Genomic DNA, 16,811 nt, shown 5'->3' on the forward strand with positions numbered 1-16,811 from the left:
CCTCTCGGTGCCGCCGGGAACCGTCAAGCGGAGCGAGTTGTCCACAGGTCCACGGGAGAGATCCCCAACGACCCCAGCAGCCTGCGTACGAGCGGCAGGCTGATGCCGATGACGTTGGACGGATCGCCGTCGATCCCGTCGACGAACCAGCCGCCCAGCCCGTCGAGCGTGAACGCCCCGGCGACGGCGAGCGGCTCCCCGGTCGCGAGGTAGGCCTCGATCTCGGCCTCGGTGGGGCTACCGAACCGCACGGTGGTCACGGCGTGCCCCTCGGCCACCCGTTCGATCTCGCCCTCGACGACCTCGAGCACCGCGTGCCCGGTCACCAGCTCGCCGGTGCGGCTCGCCATCGCCCGCCACCGCGAGCGCGCCACGTCGGCGCTGTGCGGCTTGCCGACCAGCTCGCCGTCGATGTGCAGCATCGAGTCGCAGCCGATCACCAGGGCGTCGCCCAGCGTGCGCGCGACGGTGGTCGCCTTGGCCGCGGCCAGCTGCGTCACCTTCTCCGCGGCCGTGGCCGACGGGATGGCGGCGAGCAGGGCGTCCTCGTCGACGTCCGAGACCCGGACCGCGGGATCGAGGCCTGCGGACCGCAGGACGGCCAGGCGGGCGGGGGAGGCGGAGGCGAGGACGAGGCGCACGTGGTCAGCGTAGGAACCGCCGCTCTCGTCCGGTGGCGGTGCCCGCGGCTGAGGGGTCCTCGCCGAGCGGCGCCGCGCCGGAAGACGAATGCTTCCCTTGTAGTTACGCCGAATGGCCCACACGATCCTGAGGCGGATGACCCCTCTTCGGACGTGAGAGGTGAGACAACGGACCGCGACGGTTGTGAAACGTTCCGCAACCGGGGTTCGATGGACGAGTCGTCGGGCCCTCGGTCCCGGCCGCTGGTGGTGTCGGGTCGAAGGGAAGTCACGTTGGTCGCGCGCTCAGGCTCGAATCCGCTGCAGGACGGGAACCGCTCGCGGGCGGGGCAGGGTGGTCGACCCTCGCAGGACGTGATGGACGTCGTCGTCGCCTCGTGCCAGGCGGTCGCAGACCGGCCGGTCCGGCTCGCCGAGGTCTTCTACAGCCATCTCTTCGCGATGGCGCCCTGGCTGCGGCCGATGTTCGCCCCGGACATGACCGAGCAGATGCAGAAGATGTCCGACACACTGCTGGCGGCCATCACCCAGCTCACGACGGTCGACACGGCCGACCTCGAGGTCCTGCTGTACCAGATGGGCCAGGACCACTACACCCGCTACGAGGTGGAGCCCAAGCACTACCTCTACGTGGCGCACGCGCTCACGCGGGCGGTCCGGGAGGTCGCGGGCTGGGAGTACAGCAGCTACCTGAGTTCGTCGTGGATCGCGGTCTGCCAGTGGGTGACCGGGCACATGTGTGCGGGGGCCAGGGCCGCCATCGCGGATGCGGGTCGGGTCGAGACCCCCGTGCCCGCGCAGCGCGCGGCGCCGTCCCGCGGCGGCCACCGGGTGGGGCGGACGACCCTGACCTGAGGGTCCCGGACCCACTGCCAGCTCCATCACCCTGTCGGCGTGTCAGGCACGCCGACGGCTCCTCGGCGTGCGGACGGACCGCTCCCGCGCGCCGCGACCGCCGGAGGAACCCGTGACCGCTCTCGCCGGTGCCCACGTCGACGCGCCCGATCTCGCAGCCGACGGGGCTCGCGTCCCCCAGCCGACGTCCCGGTCGGCGCTCACGGGCTCGTGCCCGTACTCGGGCCGAGGAACCGCGGTCCGGGAGGTGGACCGTGCGGTCCGTCCGGCCGTGGAGCCCGTGGACCTGGCCGCGGCCGAGGACTTCCTCCGGCTGTTCTACGCGGAGGTCAGCCCGTCGGTGCCCTACGAGGTCCGGCTCGCCGCGGTCCGTGCCGAGATCGACGCGACCGGGACCTACGAGCATTCGGCGGACGAGCTGCTCTTCGGCGCCCGCGTCGCCTGGCGCAACTCGGCGCGGTGCATCGGCAGGCTCTACTGGAACAGCCTGCACGTCCGCGACCGCAGGTCGGTGTCGGCGGGGCCTGACGTCGCGCTCGAGTGTGTCCGCCACCTCGCGGAGAGCACGCGCGACGGCAGCATCCGCTCGAGCATCACGATCTTCGCGCCGGACAGCCCGGTGCGGCTCGGCCCCCGGATCCACAACGAGCAGCTCATCCGGTACGCCGGGTACCGACAGCCGGACGGCACCGTGCTCGGGGATCCTCGGACGGTCGACCTCACCGCCGAGGCCGAGGCGGCCGGGTGGCGGCGACCCGCGACCCCGGGTCGGTTCGACGTCCTGCCGCTCGTGGTCACCGGTGCCGACCGTGTCACGGGCGTCCACGAGATCCCCGACGACGTGGTGCTCGAGGTGCCGATCAGCCACCCGGAGCACCCGTGGTTCGACGAGCTGGGGCTGCGCTGGCACGCGGTGCCGGTGATCAGCGACATGGCGCTGGAGATCGGCGGGGTTCGGTATCCGGCCGCGCCGTTCAACGGGTACTACATGGGTTCGGAGATCGGTGCGCGCAACCTCGCCGACACCGACCGGTACGACATGCTCCCCGCGATCGCCGCCGGGCTCGGCCTCGACACGCGGTCGGTCCGCACGCTGTGGCGGGATCGTGCGCTGGTCGAGCTGGTCCGGGCCGTGCACCACTCGTTCGACTCGGCCGGCGTGTCGCTGACCGACCACCACACCGAGTCCGAGCGGTTCCTGATGCACGTTCGTCGCGAGGAACGGGCGGGCAGGCGATGCCCCGCCGACTGGTCCTGGATCGTGCCGCCGATCTCCGGCGGCACGACCTCGGTCTTCCACCGGTACTACGACGCGCCGGACCCCGACGCCCGGCCCGCGTTCCTGCCGCCGTTCGGGCGCCGCTGAGCCTGCGGGCGTGGTCAGCTCCAGATCGTCACGTAGACCGGCGGCGTGAACCGCGACGGCGGCACGCCTGCGCCGGGCGCGCGCAGCAGGCGCATCGCGTCGGGGGTGTCGAGGAACCGGCGCAGCGAGCCCGCGGCGGCCGAGCGCCGTTCCGGGGGCAACGTCGTCGCGTACCAGCAGGTCTCGGTGGGGGTGCCGGCGAGCTCGACGACCTGCAACTCTCCTCGTCGCAGCTGGTGGGCGGCCAGGTGTGCGATGCCGGGGGCGACCCCGTCCCCCCGGGCCGCGGCCTCCCAGGCCGCCGTCTGGTTCGGGAAGACGCGCAGCCGCGTCTCCGGCACCCCGAGCCGGTTCAGCAGCCTGCCGACCTCGCCGTCTCGATCCGCGCCGGAGGGATCGACGAGCCAGGGCCACCGGGTGGGGGCGCCACTCGGTGGGGCCCCGGGGCCGGTGAGCACGACGAGCCTGCAGCGGAAGATCGGTTCGCTGACGAGCCCGAGGCTGCGGTCGGTCAGCTGCGGACCGAGCGCCACGTCGGCCAGCCGCTGCGACAGCAGCGCCGCCATCTCGGCGACCCCGGCGACCCCGGAGGTCGTCTCGACCCGGCCGCCCGCCCGTTCGCCGAACGCCTCGGCGAGCGGCCCGGACACGAACTCGACGACGTCGCTCGGCGCGATGAGCCGCAGTCGCTCGGGCGCGCCGTGCGCCGAACGGACGGCGGACTCCGCCTCGGCACCCAGTCCCACCATCTGCGCCGCGATCCCCACGAGCCGTTGGCCACCTGCGGTGAGCACCATGCCGTTTTCTCCTCGGATGAGGAGCTGGTCGCCGAAATGCCGCCGAAGTGCGGAGATCGCCTGTGACACGGCAGGCTCGCTGACCCCGAGCGTCGTGGCCGCCGCCCGGACGGAGCCCAAGCGTGCGACCAGCACGAACGCGCTCAACTGGGTTAAGGTCATCCAGTCAGAGTGGCCCGTGCAGGCTCTTAAGTGAAGGGTTATCGATCCCTTGCCGAGGGTGTCTCGCGCGGCCAGGATCTCGTCCACCACCACGCCGACGCGGGCCGGACGGCTCCGCGTCCGACCTTCGGGAGCGCCAGTGCAGGTGCCTGCCCAGTTCGAGTACGAGCGAGCGACGAGCGTGCGACACGCCCTCGATCTGCTGACCCGCTACGGACCGGAGTCTCGCCTCGTCGCAGGCGGGCACAGCCTGCTGCCGATGATGAAGCTGCGCATCGCGGCCCCCGAGACCTTGATCGACATCAACGGCCTCACCGAGCTGGGCGGGATCCGGCTGGAGGGGGATCGGCTCCGGATCGGCGCGATGGTCCGACATGCGGAGCTGCTGGACTCGGCGGTGGTTGCCGAGCACGCCGCGATCCTGCGCGACGCCGAGCGCGTGATCGCCGACCCGGTCGTGCGCAACCGGGGCACCGTCGGCGGTTCGCTCTGCCAGGCCGACCCGTCCGAGGACCTCTCCGCCGCGTTCAGCGCGCTGCGGGCGACCGTCCTCATCGGCGGGCTCGACGGCGAGCGCACGGTGGACGTCCGCGACTTCCACGACGGCCCGTACGAGACGGCGGTCGGCGACGCCGAGATCCTGCTCGAGATCCAGGTGCCGGTCCGCCCCGGCGGGGGCAGCGCCTACACCAAGGTCGAGCGCCGGGTGGGGGACTGGGCGGTCGCCGCGGCCGGAGCGGCGCTGTGGACCGACGGTGACCTGGTCGCCGACGTCGGGATCGGGCTGACCGCCGTGGGCGCCGCGCACTTCGCCGCCCCGGAGGCCGAGGAGTTCCTCCGCGGCAGGCCCGCGACCGAGGAGTCGTTCGTCGCGGCGGGCCGGGTGGCCGCGGAGCACTGCCGTCCCTCGGCCGACCAGCGCGGGCCGGCGGACTACAAACGTCACCTCGCGGGCGAGCTGACGACCAGGGCGCTTCGCACCGCCGCGGCCCGGGCACGCGGGCTTGCCCACGGAGAGGTGCGCTGACATGCAGGTCACCGTCGTCGTCAACGGCACCGAGTACGTCCGCGAGATCGAGCCACGGCTGCTGCTCGTGCACTTCCTGCGCGACACCCTCGGGCTGACGGGCACCCACTGGGGTTGCGACACCTCCAACTGCGGCACGTGCGTGACCTGGCTCGACGATGTCCCCGTCAAGTCCTGCACCGTGCTCGCCGCGATGGCGGACGGGCACGAGGTCCGCACCGTGGAGGGGCTGGCCACCGCCGAGGGCCTCGACCCCGTCCAGCAGGGCTTCTCCGACAAGCACGGCCTGCAGTGTGGCTTCTGCACCCCGGGGATGCTCATGACGAGCAGGTGGCTGCTCGACCACGACCCGGACCCGTCCGAGGAGACGGTCCGCGAAGCCATCTCCGGCCAGATCTGCCGCTGCACCGGCTACGAGAACATCGTCCGTTCCGTCCGGGCCGCCGCCGAGCTGCAGCGGGCCGCCCGCACCGAGGGAGCACAGGCATGACCGCCTCCACCGACGCCGCCGCCACCACGCCCATGGGCTACGGGTCCATGCGGCGCAAGGAGGACGCCCGGTTCATCCGGGGCAAGGGCCGCTACCTCGACGACATCACCCTGCCGGGGATGCTGCACTCGGCGATCCTGCGCAGCCCCTACGCCCATGCCCGGATCGTCTCCATCGACACCTCCGCCGCCGAGGCACACCCCAAGGTGCGCGCGGTCGTCACCGGGGAGACGCTGACGGGTCTCGGCCTGGCCTGGATGCCGACCCTCTCCCACGACGTGCAGGCGGTCCTGGCCACCGACAAGGTGCGCTTCCAGGGCCAGGAGGTGGCCTTCGTCGTGGCGGAGGACCGCTACGCCGCCCGGGACGCGCTCAGCCTGATCGAGGTCGAGTACGAGCCGCTGCCCGCGGTCGTCGACGCCCGCACCGCGCTCGACCCGGGGGCCCCGGTCATCCGCGACGATCTCGACGGACGCACGGACAACCACATCTTCGACTGGGAGGCGGGCGACGCCGCCGCCACCGACGAGGTGTTCGCCCGCGCCGACGTCGTGTCCACCTGCGACATGCTCTACCCGCGCTCGCACCCGGCTCCGATGGAGACCTGTGGCTCGATCGCGAGCATGGACCCGGTGTCGGGGAAGCTCACCGTCTACACCACCACCCAGGCCCCGCACGCGCATCGCACGGTATACGCACTGGTGGCGGGGCTGCCCGAACACAAGATCCAGATCATCTCCCCCGACATCGGTGGCGGTTTCGGCAACAAGGTCGGGATCTATCCCGGTTACGTGTGCGCGGTCGTCGGGTCGATCGTCGCGGGTGCTCCGGTGAAGTGGGTCGAGGACCGCTCCGAGAACCTGATGAGCACCTCGTTCGCCCGCGACTACCACATGCACGGCGAGATCGCGGCCACCGCGGACGGCAGGATCCTCGGGGTCCGGGTGAAGGTGCTGGCCGACCACGGGGCCTTCAACGGCACCGCTCAGCCCTCGAAGATGCCCGCGGGTCTGTTCCACGTCTTCTCCGGTTCCTACGACATGCCCGCCGCTCACTGCTCGGTGACCGGCGTCTACACGAACAAGGCCCCGGGTGGGGTGGCCTACGCCTGCTCGTTCCGCATCACCGAGGCGGTCTACCTGGTGGAACGCCTGGTCGACGTGCTCGCGAAGGACCAGGGCTGGGACCCGGCCGAGCTGCGGATGAACAACCTGTTGCGATCCGAGCAGTTCCCGTACACCACCCCGCTGGGCTGGGAGTACGACTCCGGCGACTACCCGAGGACCCTGACCCTGGCCCTGGAGAAGGCCGGGTACCCGCAGCTGCGCCGCGAGCAGGCCGAGCGGCGCGCCGCCTACGAGCGCGACGGCACGGGCACCCTGATGGGCATCGGGCTCAGCTTCTTCACCGAGGCGGTCGGCGCCGGCCCCCGGCGGACGATGGACATCCTCGGGCTCGGCATGGCCGACGGGGCCGAGCTGCGGGTGCACCCGACCGGCAAGGCCGTGCTACGGCTGTCCTGCATGACGCAGGGACAGGGCCACCAGACGACCTTCGCCCAGATCGTCGCCGAGGAGCTCGGCATCTCACCCGACGACATCGAGGTCGTCCAGGGCGACACCGACCAGACCCCGTTCGGGCTGGGCACCTACGGTTCGCGGTCCACACCGGTCTCCGGGGCGGCGACCGCGATGGTCGCCCGCAAGGTCCGGGAACGGGCCAAGATCGTCGCCGCGGCCATGCTGGAGGTCTCCGCCGACGACCTGGAGTGGGAGAAGGGCGCCTTCCACGTCAAGGGCGATCCGGCGGCGGTCCGGACGATGAACGAGATCGCCATGGCGGCGCATTCCGACCTGGAGCTGCCCGAGGGGGTCGAGGGTCACTTGGACGCCACGTGCGTCTACAACCCGCCGAACCTGACCTACCCGTGTGGCGCCTACGTGTGCGTGGTCGACGTCGACCCGGGGACCGGACAGGTGGCGGTCCGGCGGTTCGTCGCCGTGGACGACTGTGGCGTCCGGATCAACCCGATGATCGTCGAGGGACAGGTGCACGGCGGGCTCGCCGACGGCATCGGGATGGCCCTGATGGAGGTCATGGCCTTCGACCCGGACGGCAACCACCTCGGGGCGTCGTTCATGGACTATCTGCTGCCCACCTCGATGGAGTGCCCCTCGTGGGAGCTGGGTGAGACCGTCACCCCGTCGCCGCACCACCCGATCGGCGCGAAGGGCGTCGGTGAGTCGGCGACCGTCGGGTCACCGCCCGCCGTGGTCAACGCGGTGCTCGACGCCATCGGGGTGCGGCACGCGGACATGCCCCTCACCCCCGCCGCCGTGTGGCGGGCCTTGCGCGGCGACCCGCTGCGCACGGACCTGGCCATCTCGTGAGGGCGGGGCCGAGATGACCGACGGTCGGCTGCTGACCCGGGCGGACGAGCTGCGCGGGCGGCGGACGCCGTACGTGCTGGCCACGGTCGTCCGCGCCGAGCGCCCGACCAGCGCGCGGCCGGGCGACTCGGCGCTGCTGTTGCCCGACGGCACCCTGGAGGGCTTCGTCGGGGGAGTCTGCGCGGAGTCGACCATGCGGGCCGAGGGCCTGCGGCTGCTGGCCGCCGGGGAGTCCGGGCTGCTCCGGATCACCCCGGACGGCGCGGACGGCGCGGACCAGGCCGTGCCGGGGCTGCGCACCGTGGCCAATCCCTGCCTGTCGGGCGGGACGCTGGACATCTTCCTGGAGTCGGTGCTCCCGCCGCTGCTGGTCGGCGTGGTCGGTGCGGACCCGGTGGCGCAGGCGCTGGTGCGGGTGGGGGCGGCGCTCGAGCACGAGGTGCGCGGCGTGGGCACCGACCTGCCCGCGGACGTCGACGCGGTGATCGTCGCGTCGCACGGCAGGGACGAGCCCGTGGTCCTCACCGCGGCGCTGCGAGCGGGGGTGCCGTACGTCGCGCTCGTCGCGAGCGGGCGCCGTGCGGTCGCGGTGCTGGCCGGGCTGGACGTGACCGAGGAGGAACGGGCCCGCGTGCACGCACCGGCGGGCCTGGACCTCGGTGCCCGCTCGCCCGCGGAGATCGCCCTGTCGATCTACGCAGAGCTGCTCGGGGTGCGGCCGAGGGCGCGGGCCCCCCTCCCGTCGTCGGACGGGCCGCCGAGCCGGGCGGTCGACCCGGTGTGCGGCATGACGGTCGCCGCGGTCTCGGGTAGCGAGTCGGTGGTGCACGGATCGCAGACGGTCTACTTCTGCGGTCCCGGCTGCCGGGACGCCTTCCTCGCCGATCCGGTGGGGTACACCGGGTGACCGGCGGCGTGGCACCGGGTCTGCCGTCGGACGTCGAGTCGCTCACCGCCGGGCTGGCGGGCGCGGGCTACCTGGCCGAGGACGGCCTGGCGACGGCGGTGTTCCTCGCCATCCGGTTGAGGCTTCCTCTGCTGCTCGAGGGGGAGCCCGGGGTCGGGAAGACCCAGGCGGCCGTCGCCGTCGCGGCGGTGCTCGACACCCCGCTGCTGCGGCTGCAGTGCTACGAGGGGATCGGCGCGGCCGAGGCGCTCTACGAGTGGAACCATGCCCGACAGCTGCTGGCGGTCCGGCTCGCCGAGGGGCGCGGCGACCGGCTGGTCGAGGACGACCTGTTCACCCCCGACTACCTGCTGGCCCGGCCGCTGCTCGCCGCGGTCGACCATCCCGGGCCTCGGCCCGCGGTGCTGCTGATCGACGAGATCGACCGCGCCGACGACGAGTTCGAGGCGTTCCTGTTCGAGATGCTGGGGGAGGGCGCGGTGACCGTGCCGGAGCTCGGCACCCGGCGCGCGGTCGTTCCCCCGGTGACGGTCCTGACCTCGAACCGCACCCGGGACCTGCACGACGCGCTCAAGCGCCGCTGCCTCTACCACTGGATCGGCTATCCGGAGACCGCTCGGGTGGAGGAGATCGTCCGGCTCCGGGTCCCCGACACCGGTCCCTGGCTGGCCGCCCGGGTGTCGCGGGCGGTACACCGGCTGCGGGGCCTCGAGCTGCTGAAGCCGCCGGGGGTCGCCGAGGCGGTGAACTGGGCGCGGGCGCTCGCCGCCCTGGGCCTCGACGACCTCGACGCGGCAGCGGCCGACCGGACCGCGGGCGCGGTGCTGAAGTACCCTGAAGACCTGGACACGGTTCGCGCGGTGGGGTTCGCGGGGCTGCTCGACCGTGCCTGACCCGCCCGACCTGCCTGCGCTCGCGGCCCGGTTCGTGACGGCCTGCCGCGCGGCGGGCCTGCCCGGCGGAGCCGATCGGGCCGAGCGGTTCACCCGCGCCGTCCTCGCGGTCGGGCCCGCCACGATGCCTCGGCTGCACGCCTGCGCCCGGGCGACGCTGGTGTCCGGCCCCGACCAGCTCGAGGTCCTCGACCGGGTCTTCGCGTCGGTCTTCGGCGACCCGCTCGACGACGTCTCCCCCGACGTGCGGCGCGGCGACCCGGGTGGCGATCCCTCGCGGGACCCGCCCGACGCCGCCGCCCGGCAGCCGGAGCGCGGAGCCGCGGCGCCCTCCGCGGGCGGCGGCCCGGGGGACCTCACCCGCGCGGGCGCCTCGGACCTCAGGGAGACGGCGGTGCCGGTGTGGGGATCTGCGGCCGAGCAGCTCGCGACCAGGGACTTCGCCGATCTGGATCCCGACGAGCTCGCTCAGCTGGCGGACCTGATGAGCAGGCTGCGGATCGTGCTCCCGGTACGTCGGTCGCGGCGGACCCGGCGGGCCGCGCACGGTGATCGCGTCGACATGCGCCGGACCCTCGCCGACGCCCGTCGGACCGCGGGCCACCCGGTCATCCTGGCCCGGCGCAGCCCGCGGGTGCGGCCCCGCAGGCTGGTCGTCCTCTGCGACATCTCGGGGTCGATGGCGCCCTACGCGCGGGCGGTCCTGCTGCTGCTCTCCAGCGCGGCGGGTACCGAGCGCGCGGAGGTGTTCACGTTCGCGACCCGGCTGACCCGGTTGACCGCCGCGCTGCGCCGTGGCACCCCCGGTGTGGCGTTGCGTCGCGCGGCGGCGCTGGTCCCGGACTGGTCGGGCGGGACCCGGATCGCCCCCGCGCTCGCGGAGCTGCAGCGCTTCCGGGGAGGCGCCGCGGTACGCGGGGCGGTCGTCCTCATCGTCAGCGACGGCTGGGAGACCGGGGACCCGGCCGCGCTCGGCCTCCGGATGGCGCTGCTCCGCAGGCGGGCCCATCGGGTCGTCTGGGCGAATCCGCGAACGGCCGACCCGCGCTACCGCCCGTTGGCGGGCGGGATGGCGGCTGCCTGGCCGTACTGCGACGTCGTGGTGAGTGCCCATGACCTCCGCGCCTTGGCGGACCTCGTCGATGCGTTGGGCGAGGACCGCTCGGGACAGCGTCGTGTCGCGCCGCGTCGGGGCGGAGACCTCTGATCGAGAGCCCAGCGGGGAGTCGAGGGCGCCGAACGGTCGGCTCCGCGCCGGATCCGCCTCTGACCGGCGCCCGCCACGGGTGTCGCGGTGCGCGTGTGCGATCGACCGAGCACGGAGGGCGACGAACGGTAGGCCGCCTGCGGCCATCGGGCTTGCGTACCGATCCCATCCGACTGTCACGCGAACGTGGGAATGTCTCGGGCAGTGAGAGGTGTACTTTGCGGGTCGCCGTCACCGACGGTGGTGTACAGGTCCACCCGGACGGGTGGTCGCACGGGACGACTGCCGTCGCTCACCTCGGAGCGGGAGCGAGGAAAGGGTGCGCGAGTGCTCACGAAGCTGACCGCGATGCTGCCGACGGGCGCCACGCTCGACGACGCGGCCTGGAGGCGGCGCCACCGGTTGATCGAGGTGGTGCTCGCGCTGCACGTGCCGGCGTTCGTGGTCCTCGGGGTGGTGCTGGGCCGGGCGCCCCTGGAGATCCTGCTCGCCACACTGCCGCCCGCGCTGCTGCTGCTCGTGGAGCGGGTCGTGCCGACCCGGCGGGTGGCGTCCTCGCTCGTCGCGGCGGGGCTGTCCTACTGCTCCATCGCGTTGGTCTGGCTGACCGGCGGCTCCATCGAGGCGCACTTCCACTTCTTCGTCATCGTCGGGTTGCTGGCGCTCTACCAGGACTGGGTGCCGTTGCTGTGGAACGTGGTGTTCACCGTGCTCAGCCACGGCATCGGGGCCACGTTCTACCCGAACCAGATCTTCAGCCACCCCGCCGCGCAGGCGAGCCCCTGGACCTGGGCCCTCATCCACGGTGGCGCCCTGCTCGTCGCGAGTGTGGGCGGGATCGTGTTCGCCAGGGTCACCGAGGACGAGCAGGTCGCCAGGCAGCGACTCGGGCGTGAGCTCGCCGAGGTCGACGTGGAGAACGGTCGCAGGCAGTTCACCTCGGACCTGCTGGTGAACCTGGCCCGTCGCAACCAGGCGATGCTCTACCGGCAGCTGGACATCATCAACCAGCTCGAGGAGAAGGAGGAGGACCCGGACGCCCTCGCCGAGCTGTTCACCCTCGACCACCTCGCCACGCGGGTCCGCCGCAACGCGGAGAGCCTGCTGGTCCTCTCCGGCGAGCAGCCCCCGCGGATCTGGGCCGCCCCGGTCTCGATCCGGGACGTCGTCCGCGCGGCGATCGCCGAGACCGAGGACCTCGAGCGCGTCGAGTTCTCCGTGGACGCCCGGGTGGCCGTCGCAGGCCACTGCGTCGCCGACCTCACCCACCTGCTCGCCGAGCTCACCGAGAACGCGGTCCGGTTCTCCCCGCCCGACACCCCGGTGACGATCCACAGCAGGCCCAACCGGGTCGACGGGGGTGGTCAGGTGCTGACCGTCGAGGACTGGGGCGTCAGCATGCCGGAGATCGAGCTGGTCGCGGCCAACGAGCTGTTGCTGCGTCCCCAGGACGTCGACCTGTCGGTCGCGCAGCGCCTCGGGTTCCACGTCGTGGCCCGGCTGGCCGCGCGGCACGGCATCGAGGTCTCGCTGAGCGCCACCCCGGGGTCCGGGCTCACCGCCGTCGTCCTGCTGCCCGCCGCGCTGTTCGTCTCCGACCCACAGTCCGGGCCGCACGGCGGCATCGGCAGCGGGCCGGAACGGACCCGCCGGGCCGACGCGGTCCACGAGGTCCGCGCCGAGGCCGAGCGCGGTGCACTCGGCGTGGAGCTGCCCGGCATCGCCGCCGCGGCCGCGTGGACGCCGCCGACGGACCGGCCGGCGGCCGCTGCGGCGGTGTGGACGCCGCCGCCGGCGGACCGGCCGCGGACGGCTCCACCGTCGCAGCAGCCCGCGTCTCGGCCCGCGGCCCCCGGCGCGAACTGGTCCGGCTGGTGGGACCCGGCGCCGGTGGATCGTCAGGCGGCGCCCAGCGCCGCCCCGGCCCCCGTCTGGAGCACCGCGTCACCACCCGCCGGCTCCCGGGGCGTGAACGGACACCACCGCCCGAGCCCGGTCGCCACCGACCGGGGCCGGAACGGGCAGGACCCGGGTGTCCGTGGCCCGGCACCGCAGGAGTCCGGTGAACGGCCCGCCCTCGCCCCCGGAGGACCGGAGCCCGCGGCAGCGATGGGTGGTCTGCCGGCGGTCGACCACCCGCGCGGGCCGCACACCACCGGCAGGACCGGCGACGGCGTCGTGCCGGAGGCCCCGGCCACCACCCCGGTCCCGGACGCTTCCGGGCCGCCCCGTTCCGCCCGCGACGACCGGACTCACGACGACCGGACTCACGACGACCGGACTCACGACGACCGGACTCACGACGACCGGACTCACGACGACCGGACTCACGACGACGGTCGGACCGGGCCCGACCCGACCATCCCCCACCCCCGCCGGGAGAGCTCGGCGGAGCCTGCGACCACCGGCTCCAGCGGGCTGCGCCGCCGCGTGCCGCAGGCCTCGCTGGCGCCGGAGCTGCGCTCCGCCGCGCGTTCGGGGAGCTCGCCCGCAACCGACCCCGTCGCGGGCGCGGAGGCGGCCCGGGCGCTGTCGCGCTACCAGTCCAGCAGACAGGCGGCCCAGGCCGACGCCGAGAAGCATCAGGACGGGGAGCTCCGCAACGGCACGCCCCTACCCGCCGACGCCGACAACGACAGGAGTGCTGCCCCGTGAGAACCTCCACCGGCCAGCTGGACTGGCTGCTCGTCGAGTTCTCCCGTGACGTTCCGGGAGTGCTCAACGCCATCGTGGTCTCGGGCGACGGGCTGCGGCTCGCGGTGTCCCCCGGAGTCGACGTCGTCCTCGCCGACCAGCTCTCGGCCGCGGCGTCGGGTCTGGTCAGCCTGGCCACGGGCACGGCGCGCCTGCTCGAGGCGGGAGCGGTCAACCAGACCATCCTGGAGATGGAGACCGGCTACCTGTTCGTCACCGCCGTCAGCCGGGGTGCGACGCTCGCCGTGCACGCGACGAAGACCTGCGACATCGGCATGATCGGCTACGAGATGACGATGCTCGCCGCCCGGGTGGGTCATGTGCTCACCCCCGCGCCGCGCAACCCCGTCGGTGGCTGAGCGGTGGCCGTCGGGGGTTCGGGAGGGTCTGCGGGGCGGGTGGTGCCGGTCTTCGCAGTCACCGGGGGACGGACTCGGTCCGCGGGGGAGGAGCTGCCCCTCGAGTCGATCGTCACGGTGACCGTGTCAGGGCGCCACGCCGCCGATCTCCAGCTCGAGTACCGGACGATCCTCGGCCTGGCGACGGCGCCCGTCTCGCTGGTCGAGATCGGCGCGGTGCTGAACGTCCCGGTGGGCGTGGCCCGGGTCCTGGTGGGCGACCTCGCCGATGCGGGCCATGTCGCGGTCCACCGGCCGATGGTCGATCGGGACGGCACACCCGGGCCCGAAGTCCTGGAGCGACTGTTGGAGGGACTCCGTGCGCGATCGGCGTGAGCTGTACCCGCTCAAGATCCTCGTGGCAGGCGGCTTCGGCGTCGGCAAGACGACGTTCGTCCGATCGCTGTCTGAGATCCCACCGCTGCTCACCGAGCAGCCGATGACCTCGGCGTCGATCGGGGTGGACGAGACGGCCGCGGTGCCGGACAAGGTCACCACGACGGTGGCCATGGACTTCGGCCGGATCACGGTCGACGACTCGCTGATCCTGTACCTCTTCGGCACGCCCGGGCAGTCCCGCTTCTGGTTCATGTGGGACGAGCTGGCCCGCGGCTCCGTCGGGGCGGTGGTGCTGGTCGACCTGCGTCGGGTGGACGAGTGCTTCCCGGCGATCGACTACTTCGAGGACCGGCGGATCCCGTACGTCATCGGGGTCAACCGGTTCCCTGGCTCTGAGGCCCACACCGAGGACGACGTCCGGGACGCACTCGCGGTCGCCCCCGAGACACCGGTCGTCTGGATGGACGCCCGCGAGGCAGGCTCGAGCCTGAGGTCGCTGGTGGCGCTGGTCGACCACGCGCTGTCGCGCACGGCCGTCGCGGGCTGACGCGCCGGGACCCCCGACGTGGGCCTGGTCGTCCGCCCTCGCCGCAGCCACTTGGGCGGCCCAAGTGTCAGTGAATGACACTTGGGCCGCCCAAGTGTCGACGGGCGCTGACTCTCGGGCCGCCCAAGTGCCAGGGAATGACACTTGGGCCGCCCAAGTGGCCCTTCGGCTCAGCGGGGGAGGGCCTGGGCGCGCCAGGCGCCTGGGCCCACCGTGAGGGGCCTGCGGACACCCGCGGCCGGATGGCCCCAAAGGCTGTGGGGCGTCGGGGCGGGGTCCTCGCCCCCACTCGTCGCCGCCGCGAGGACGACGGTGAGCGCGGCCAGCTCCTCGGGCGACGGATCGCCCGAGACCACCCGGAACAACGCGCGGCGCTCCTCCGGGGTCTGTTCCTCCACGGACTCGCTCACAGCGGGATGTTCCCGTGCTTGCGCGCCGGGCCCTGCTCTTGCTTCGTGGCGAGCAGCCGCAGCGACCGCCCGACGTACCCGCGGGTGTGCGACGGCGGCACGACCGCGTCGATGTACCCGCGGTCCGCGGCGATGTAGGGGTTGCAGAGGGTGTCCTCGTAGTCCTGCTGCAGCTCGGCGCGCTTGGCGGCGAGCTCGTCCCCCTCCAGTCCCTTGAGCTCCTTGCGGTACAGGATGTTCACCGCGCCCTGCGCGCCGGTGACGGCGATCTGGGCGGTCGGCCAGGCGATGTTGACGTCGGCGCCGAGGTGCTTGGAGCCCATGACGTCGTACGCGCCGCCGTAGGCCTTGCGGGTGATCACGGTGACCTTCGGGACGGTGGCCTCCGCGTAGGCGTAGATCAGCTTGGCGCCGCGGCGGATGATGCCGTTCCACTCCTGGTCGGTGCCCGGCAGGAAGCCCGGGACGTCGACGAAGGTGAGGATCGGGATGTTGAACGCGTCGCAGGTGCGGACGAAGCGCGCGGCCTTCTCGGAGGCGTCGATGTCCAGGCAGCCCGCGAGCTGCGTCGGCTGGTTCGCGACGATCCCGACCGAGCGGCCCTCCACGCGGGCGTAGCCGGTGACCATGTTGGCCGCCCACAGCTCCTGGACCTCGAGGAACTCACCCTCGTCGACCACGCGGGTGATGACCTCGCGGATGTCGTACGGGGTGTTGACCGAGTCCGGGATGAGCGTGTCCAGCTCGCGGTCGGTGTCGGTGATCCCGTCCTCGATGGACCCCGCGACGGGCTCCGGCGCCGGGTAGGTCGGCGGCTCGGACAGGTTGTTCGACGGGAGGAAGGAGAGCAGCTCCTTCACGTAGTCGATCGCGTCCTGCTCGTCGGAGCCGAGGTAGTGCGCCACCCCGGACTTGGAGTTGTGGGCGCGGCCGCCGCCGAGCTCCTCCATGCCGACGTCCTCACCGGTGACCGTCTTGATGACGTCCGGCCCGGTGATGAACATGTGCGAGGTCTCGTCGACCATGACGGTGAAGTCGGTGAGCGCGGGGGAGTACACCGCGCCGCCCGCCGACGGGCCCATGATCAGCGAGATCTGCGGGACCACGCCGGAGGCCCGGACGTTCCGTACGAAGATCTCGCCGTAGAGCCCCAGCGCGACGACACCCTCCTGGATGCGCGCGCCGCCACCGTCGTTGATCCCGACCACGGGGCAGCCGATCTTGGCCGCGACGTCCATGACCTTGACGATCTTCTCGCCGTAGACCTCGCCGAGCGAGCCGCCGAAGACCGTCGCGTCCTGGGAGAACACCGCGACCGGACGGCCGTCGATCGTGCCCGTGCCGGTCACCACGCCGTCGCCGAAGGGCCGCTTGGCCTCCATGCCGAAGTTCGTGGAGCGGTGCCGCACCAACGCGTCCAGCTCGACGAACGAGCCCGGGTCCAGCAGCATGTCGATCCGCTCGCGGGCGGTCTTGCGGCCCTTGGCGTGCTGGCGCTCGGCGGCCGCCTCCGAGGGCAGCGCCTCGGCGAACCGCTGGTACAGGTCGGCGAGCTTGCCCGCCGTGGTGTGCACGTCCGGCTCGACGTCCGGGGCGTTCGACGGGTCCCCCATCGGCTCCGTTGCAGCGCTCATGACCACGGACCTTAACCTGAGACAGTCACCCGTGACCGGTTCGTCGGAGCGGTC

Annotated in this window: 16 protein-coding genes; 12 read left to right on the forward strand and 4 right to left on the reverse strand. The window is 73.0% G+C overall.

The annotated features are described in order from the left end of the window. Positions 1–23: 23 nt before the first annotated feature. A complete protein-coding gene (locus L3X23_RS31350) occupies positions 24–641 on the reverse strand; it encodes a nucleoside triphosphate pyrophosphatase (protein WP_237196840.1) in 618 nt (205 codons plus the stop codon). 357 nt (positions 642–998) lie between these two features. Between L3X23_RS31350 and L3X23_RS31355 the strand changes: the two genes are divergently transcribed. After that, a complete protein-coding gene (locus L3X23_RS31355; RefSeq protein WP_237198167.1) occupies positions 999–1,496 on the forward strand; it encodes a globin domain-containing protein in 498 nt (165 codons plus the stop codon). A gap of 247 nt (positions 1,497–1,743) precedes the next feature. Then, positions 1,744–2,862 carry a nitric oxide synthase oxygenase gene (locus L3X23_RS31360; RefSeq protein WP_308116991.1) on the forward strand — a complete coding sequence of 373 codons (1,119 nt, stop codon included), beginning with the start codon at positions 1,744–1,746 and terminating at the stop codon, positions 2,860–2,862. A gap of 14 nt (positions 2,863–2,876) precedes the next feature. Here the strand turns inward: L3X23_RS31360 and L3X23_RS31365 are convergent, their stop codons facing one another. Beyond that, positions 2,877–3,821 (reverse strand): LysR family transcriptional regulator, encoded by a 945-nt coding sequence (locus tag L3X23_RS31365; protein WP_237196843.1) that lies wholly within the window; start codon positions 3,819–3,821, stop codon positions 2,877–2,879. A gap of 139 nt (positions 3,822–3,960) precedes the next feature. Between L3X23_RS31365 and L3X23_RS31370 the strand changes: the two genes are divergently transcribed. The 10 genes from L3X23_RS31370 (at position 3,961) to L3X23_RS31415 (ending at position 14,713) form a co-directional block, all read left to right on the forward strand. Continuing rightward, positions 3,961–4,848, forward strand: coding sequence for a xanthine dehydrogenase family protein subunit M (locus tag L3X23_RS31370; RefSeq protein WP_237196844.1), 888 nt, complete (start codon positions 3,961–3,963; stop codon positions 4,846–4,848). Position 4,849: 1 nt separating this feature from the next. Further along, positions 4,850–5,338, forward strand: a complete 489-nt coding sequence (locus L3X23_RS31375; protein ID WP_237196846.1) for a (2Fe-2S)-binding protein — start codon at positions 4,850–4,852, stop codon at positions 5,336–5,338. After that, on the forward strand, positions 5,335–7,728 hold the full coding sequence (locus tag L3X23_RS31380) for an aerobic carbon-monoxide dehydrogenase large subunit (RefSeq protein ID WP_237196847.1): 2,394 nt from the start codon (positions 5,335–5,337) through the stop codon (positions 7,726–7,728). Before L3X23_RS31375 ends, L3X23_RS31380 begins: the two co-directional genes overlap by 4 nt. A gap of 13 nt (positions 7,729–7,741) precedes the next feature. Next, positions 7,742–8,635: an XdhC family protein gene (locus tag L3X23_RS31385; protein ID WP_237196849.1), complete on the forward strand. Its 894-nt coding sequence runs from the start codon at positions 7,742–7,744 to the stop codon at positions 8,633–8,635. Beyond that, positions 8,632–9,528, forward strand: a complete 897-nt coding sequence (locus L3X23_RS31390; RefSeq protein ID WP_374204950.1) for an AAA family ATPase — start codon at positions 8,632–8,634, stop codon at positions 9,526–9,528. Before L3X23_RS31385 ends, L3X23_RS31390 begins: the two co-directional genes overlap by 4 nt. Then, positions 9,521–10,735: a VWA domain-containing protein gene (locus L3X23_RS31395; RefSeq protein WP_237196851.1), complete on the forward strand. Its 1,215-nt coding sequence runs from the start codon at positions 9,521–9,523 to the stop codon at positions 10,733–10,735. The genes L3X23_RS31390 and L3X23_RS31395 overlap by 8 nt, the downstream gene beginning before the upstream one ends. 327 nt (positions 10,736–11,062) lie before the next feature. Beyond that, complete coding sequence (locus tag L3X23_RS31400; protein ID WP_237196853.1) at positions 11,063–13,390, forward strand: ATP-binding protein; 2,328 nt, start codon at positions 11,063–11,065, stop codon at positions 13,388–13,390. Next, positions 13,387–13,788, forward strand: a complete 402-nt coding sequence (locus L3X23_RS31405; protein WP_237196856.1) for a roadblock/LC7 domain-containing protein — start codon at positions 13,387–13,389, stop codon at positions 13,786–13,788. The genes L3X23_RS31400 and L3X23_RS31405 overlap by 4 nt, the downstream gene beginning before the upstream one ends. Before the next feature lie 42 nt (positions 13,789–13,830). Next, positions 13,831–14,163 carry a DUF742 domain-containing protein gene (locus L3X23_RS31410; protein WP_237196858.1) on the forward strand — a complete coding sequence of 111 codons (333 nt, stop codon included), beginning with the start codon at positions 13,831–13,833 and terminating at the stop codon, positions 14,161–14,163. Further along, positions 14,147–14,713, forward strand: a complete 567-nt coding sequence (locus L3X23_RS31415; RefSeq protein ID WP_237196860.1) for an ATP/GTP-binding protein — start codon at positions 14,147–14,149, stop codon at positions 14,711–14,713. Before L3X23_RS31410 ends, L3X23_RS31415 begins: the two co-directional genes overlap by 17 nt. Positions 14,714–14,883: 170 nt before the next feature. Here the strand turns inward: L3X23_RS31415 and L3X23_RS31420 are convergent, their stop codons facing one another. Next, positions 14,884–15,123 (reverse strand): acyl-CoA carboxylase subunit epsilon, encoded by a 240-nt coding sequence (locus tag L3X23_RS31420; RefSeq protein WP_237196863.1) that lies wholly within the window; start codon positions 15,121–15,123, stop codon positions 14,884–14,886. Continuing rightward, entirely contained in the window at positions 15,120–16,757 is a 1,638-nt protein-coding gene (locus tag L3X23_RS31425) for an acyl-CoA carboxylase subunit beta (RefSeq protein WP_237196865.1), read from the reverse strand. The genes L3X23_RS31420 and L3X23_RS31425 overlap by 4 nt, the downstream gene beginning before the upstream one ends. Between the last annotated feature and the right edge of the window lie 54 nt (positions 16,758–16,811).

This window comes from Pseudonocardia sp. WMMC193 (assembly GCF_021728735.1).
Classification (GTDB): domain Bacteria; phylum Actinomycetota; class Actinomycetes; order Mycobacteriales; family Pseudonocardiaceae; genus Pseudonocardia; species Pseudonocardia oroxyli.

Bases quoted from the DNA above. Each gene is read 5' to 3' on its own strand.
- L3X23_RS31385 (WP_237196849.1), top strand. From the start codon at position 7,742: ATGACCGACGGTCGGCTGCTGACCCGGGCGGACGAGCTGCGCGGGCGG.
- L3X23_RS31380 (WP_237196847.1), top strand. From the start codon at position 5,335: ATGACCGCCTCCACCGACGCCGCCGCCACCACGCCCATGGGCTACGGG.
- L3X23_RS31355 (WP_237198167.1), top strand. From the start codon at position 999: ATGGACGTCGTCGTCGCCTCGTGCCAGGCGGTCGCAGACCGGCCGGTC.
- L3X23_RS31375 (WP_237196846.1), top strand. From the start codon at position 4,850: ATGCAGGTCACCGTCGTCGTCAACGGCACCGAGTACGTCCGCGAGATC.
- L3X23_RS31425 (WP_237196865.1), bottom strand. From the start codon at position 16,757: ATGAGCGCTGCAACGGAGCCGATGGGGGACCCGTCGAACGCCCCGGAC.
- L3X23_RS31365 (WP_237196843.1), bottom strand. From the start codon at position 3,821: ATGACCTTAACCCAGTTGAGCGCGTTCGTGCTGGTCGCACGCTTGGGC.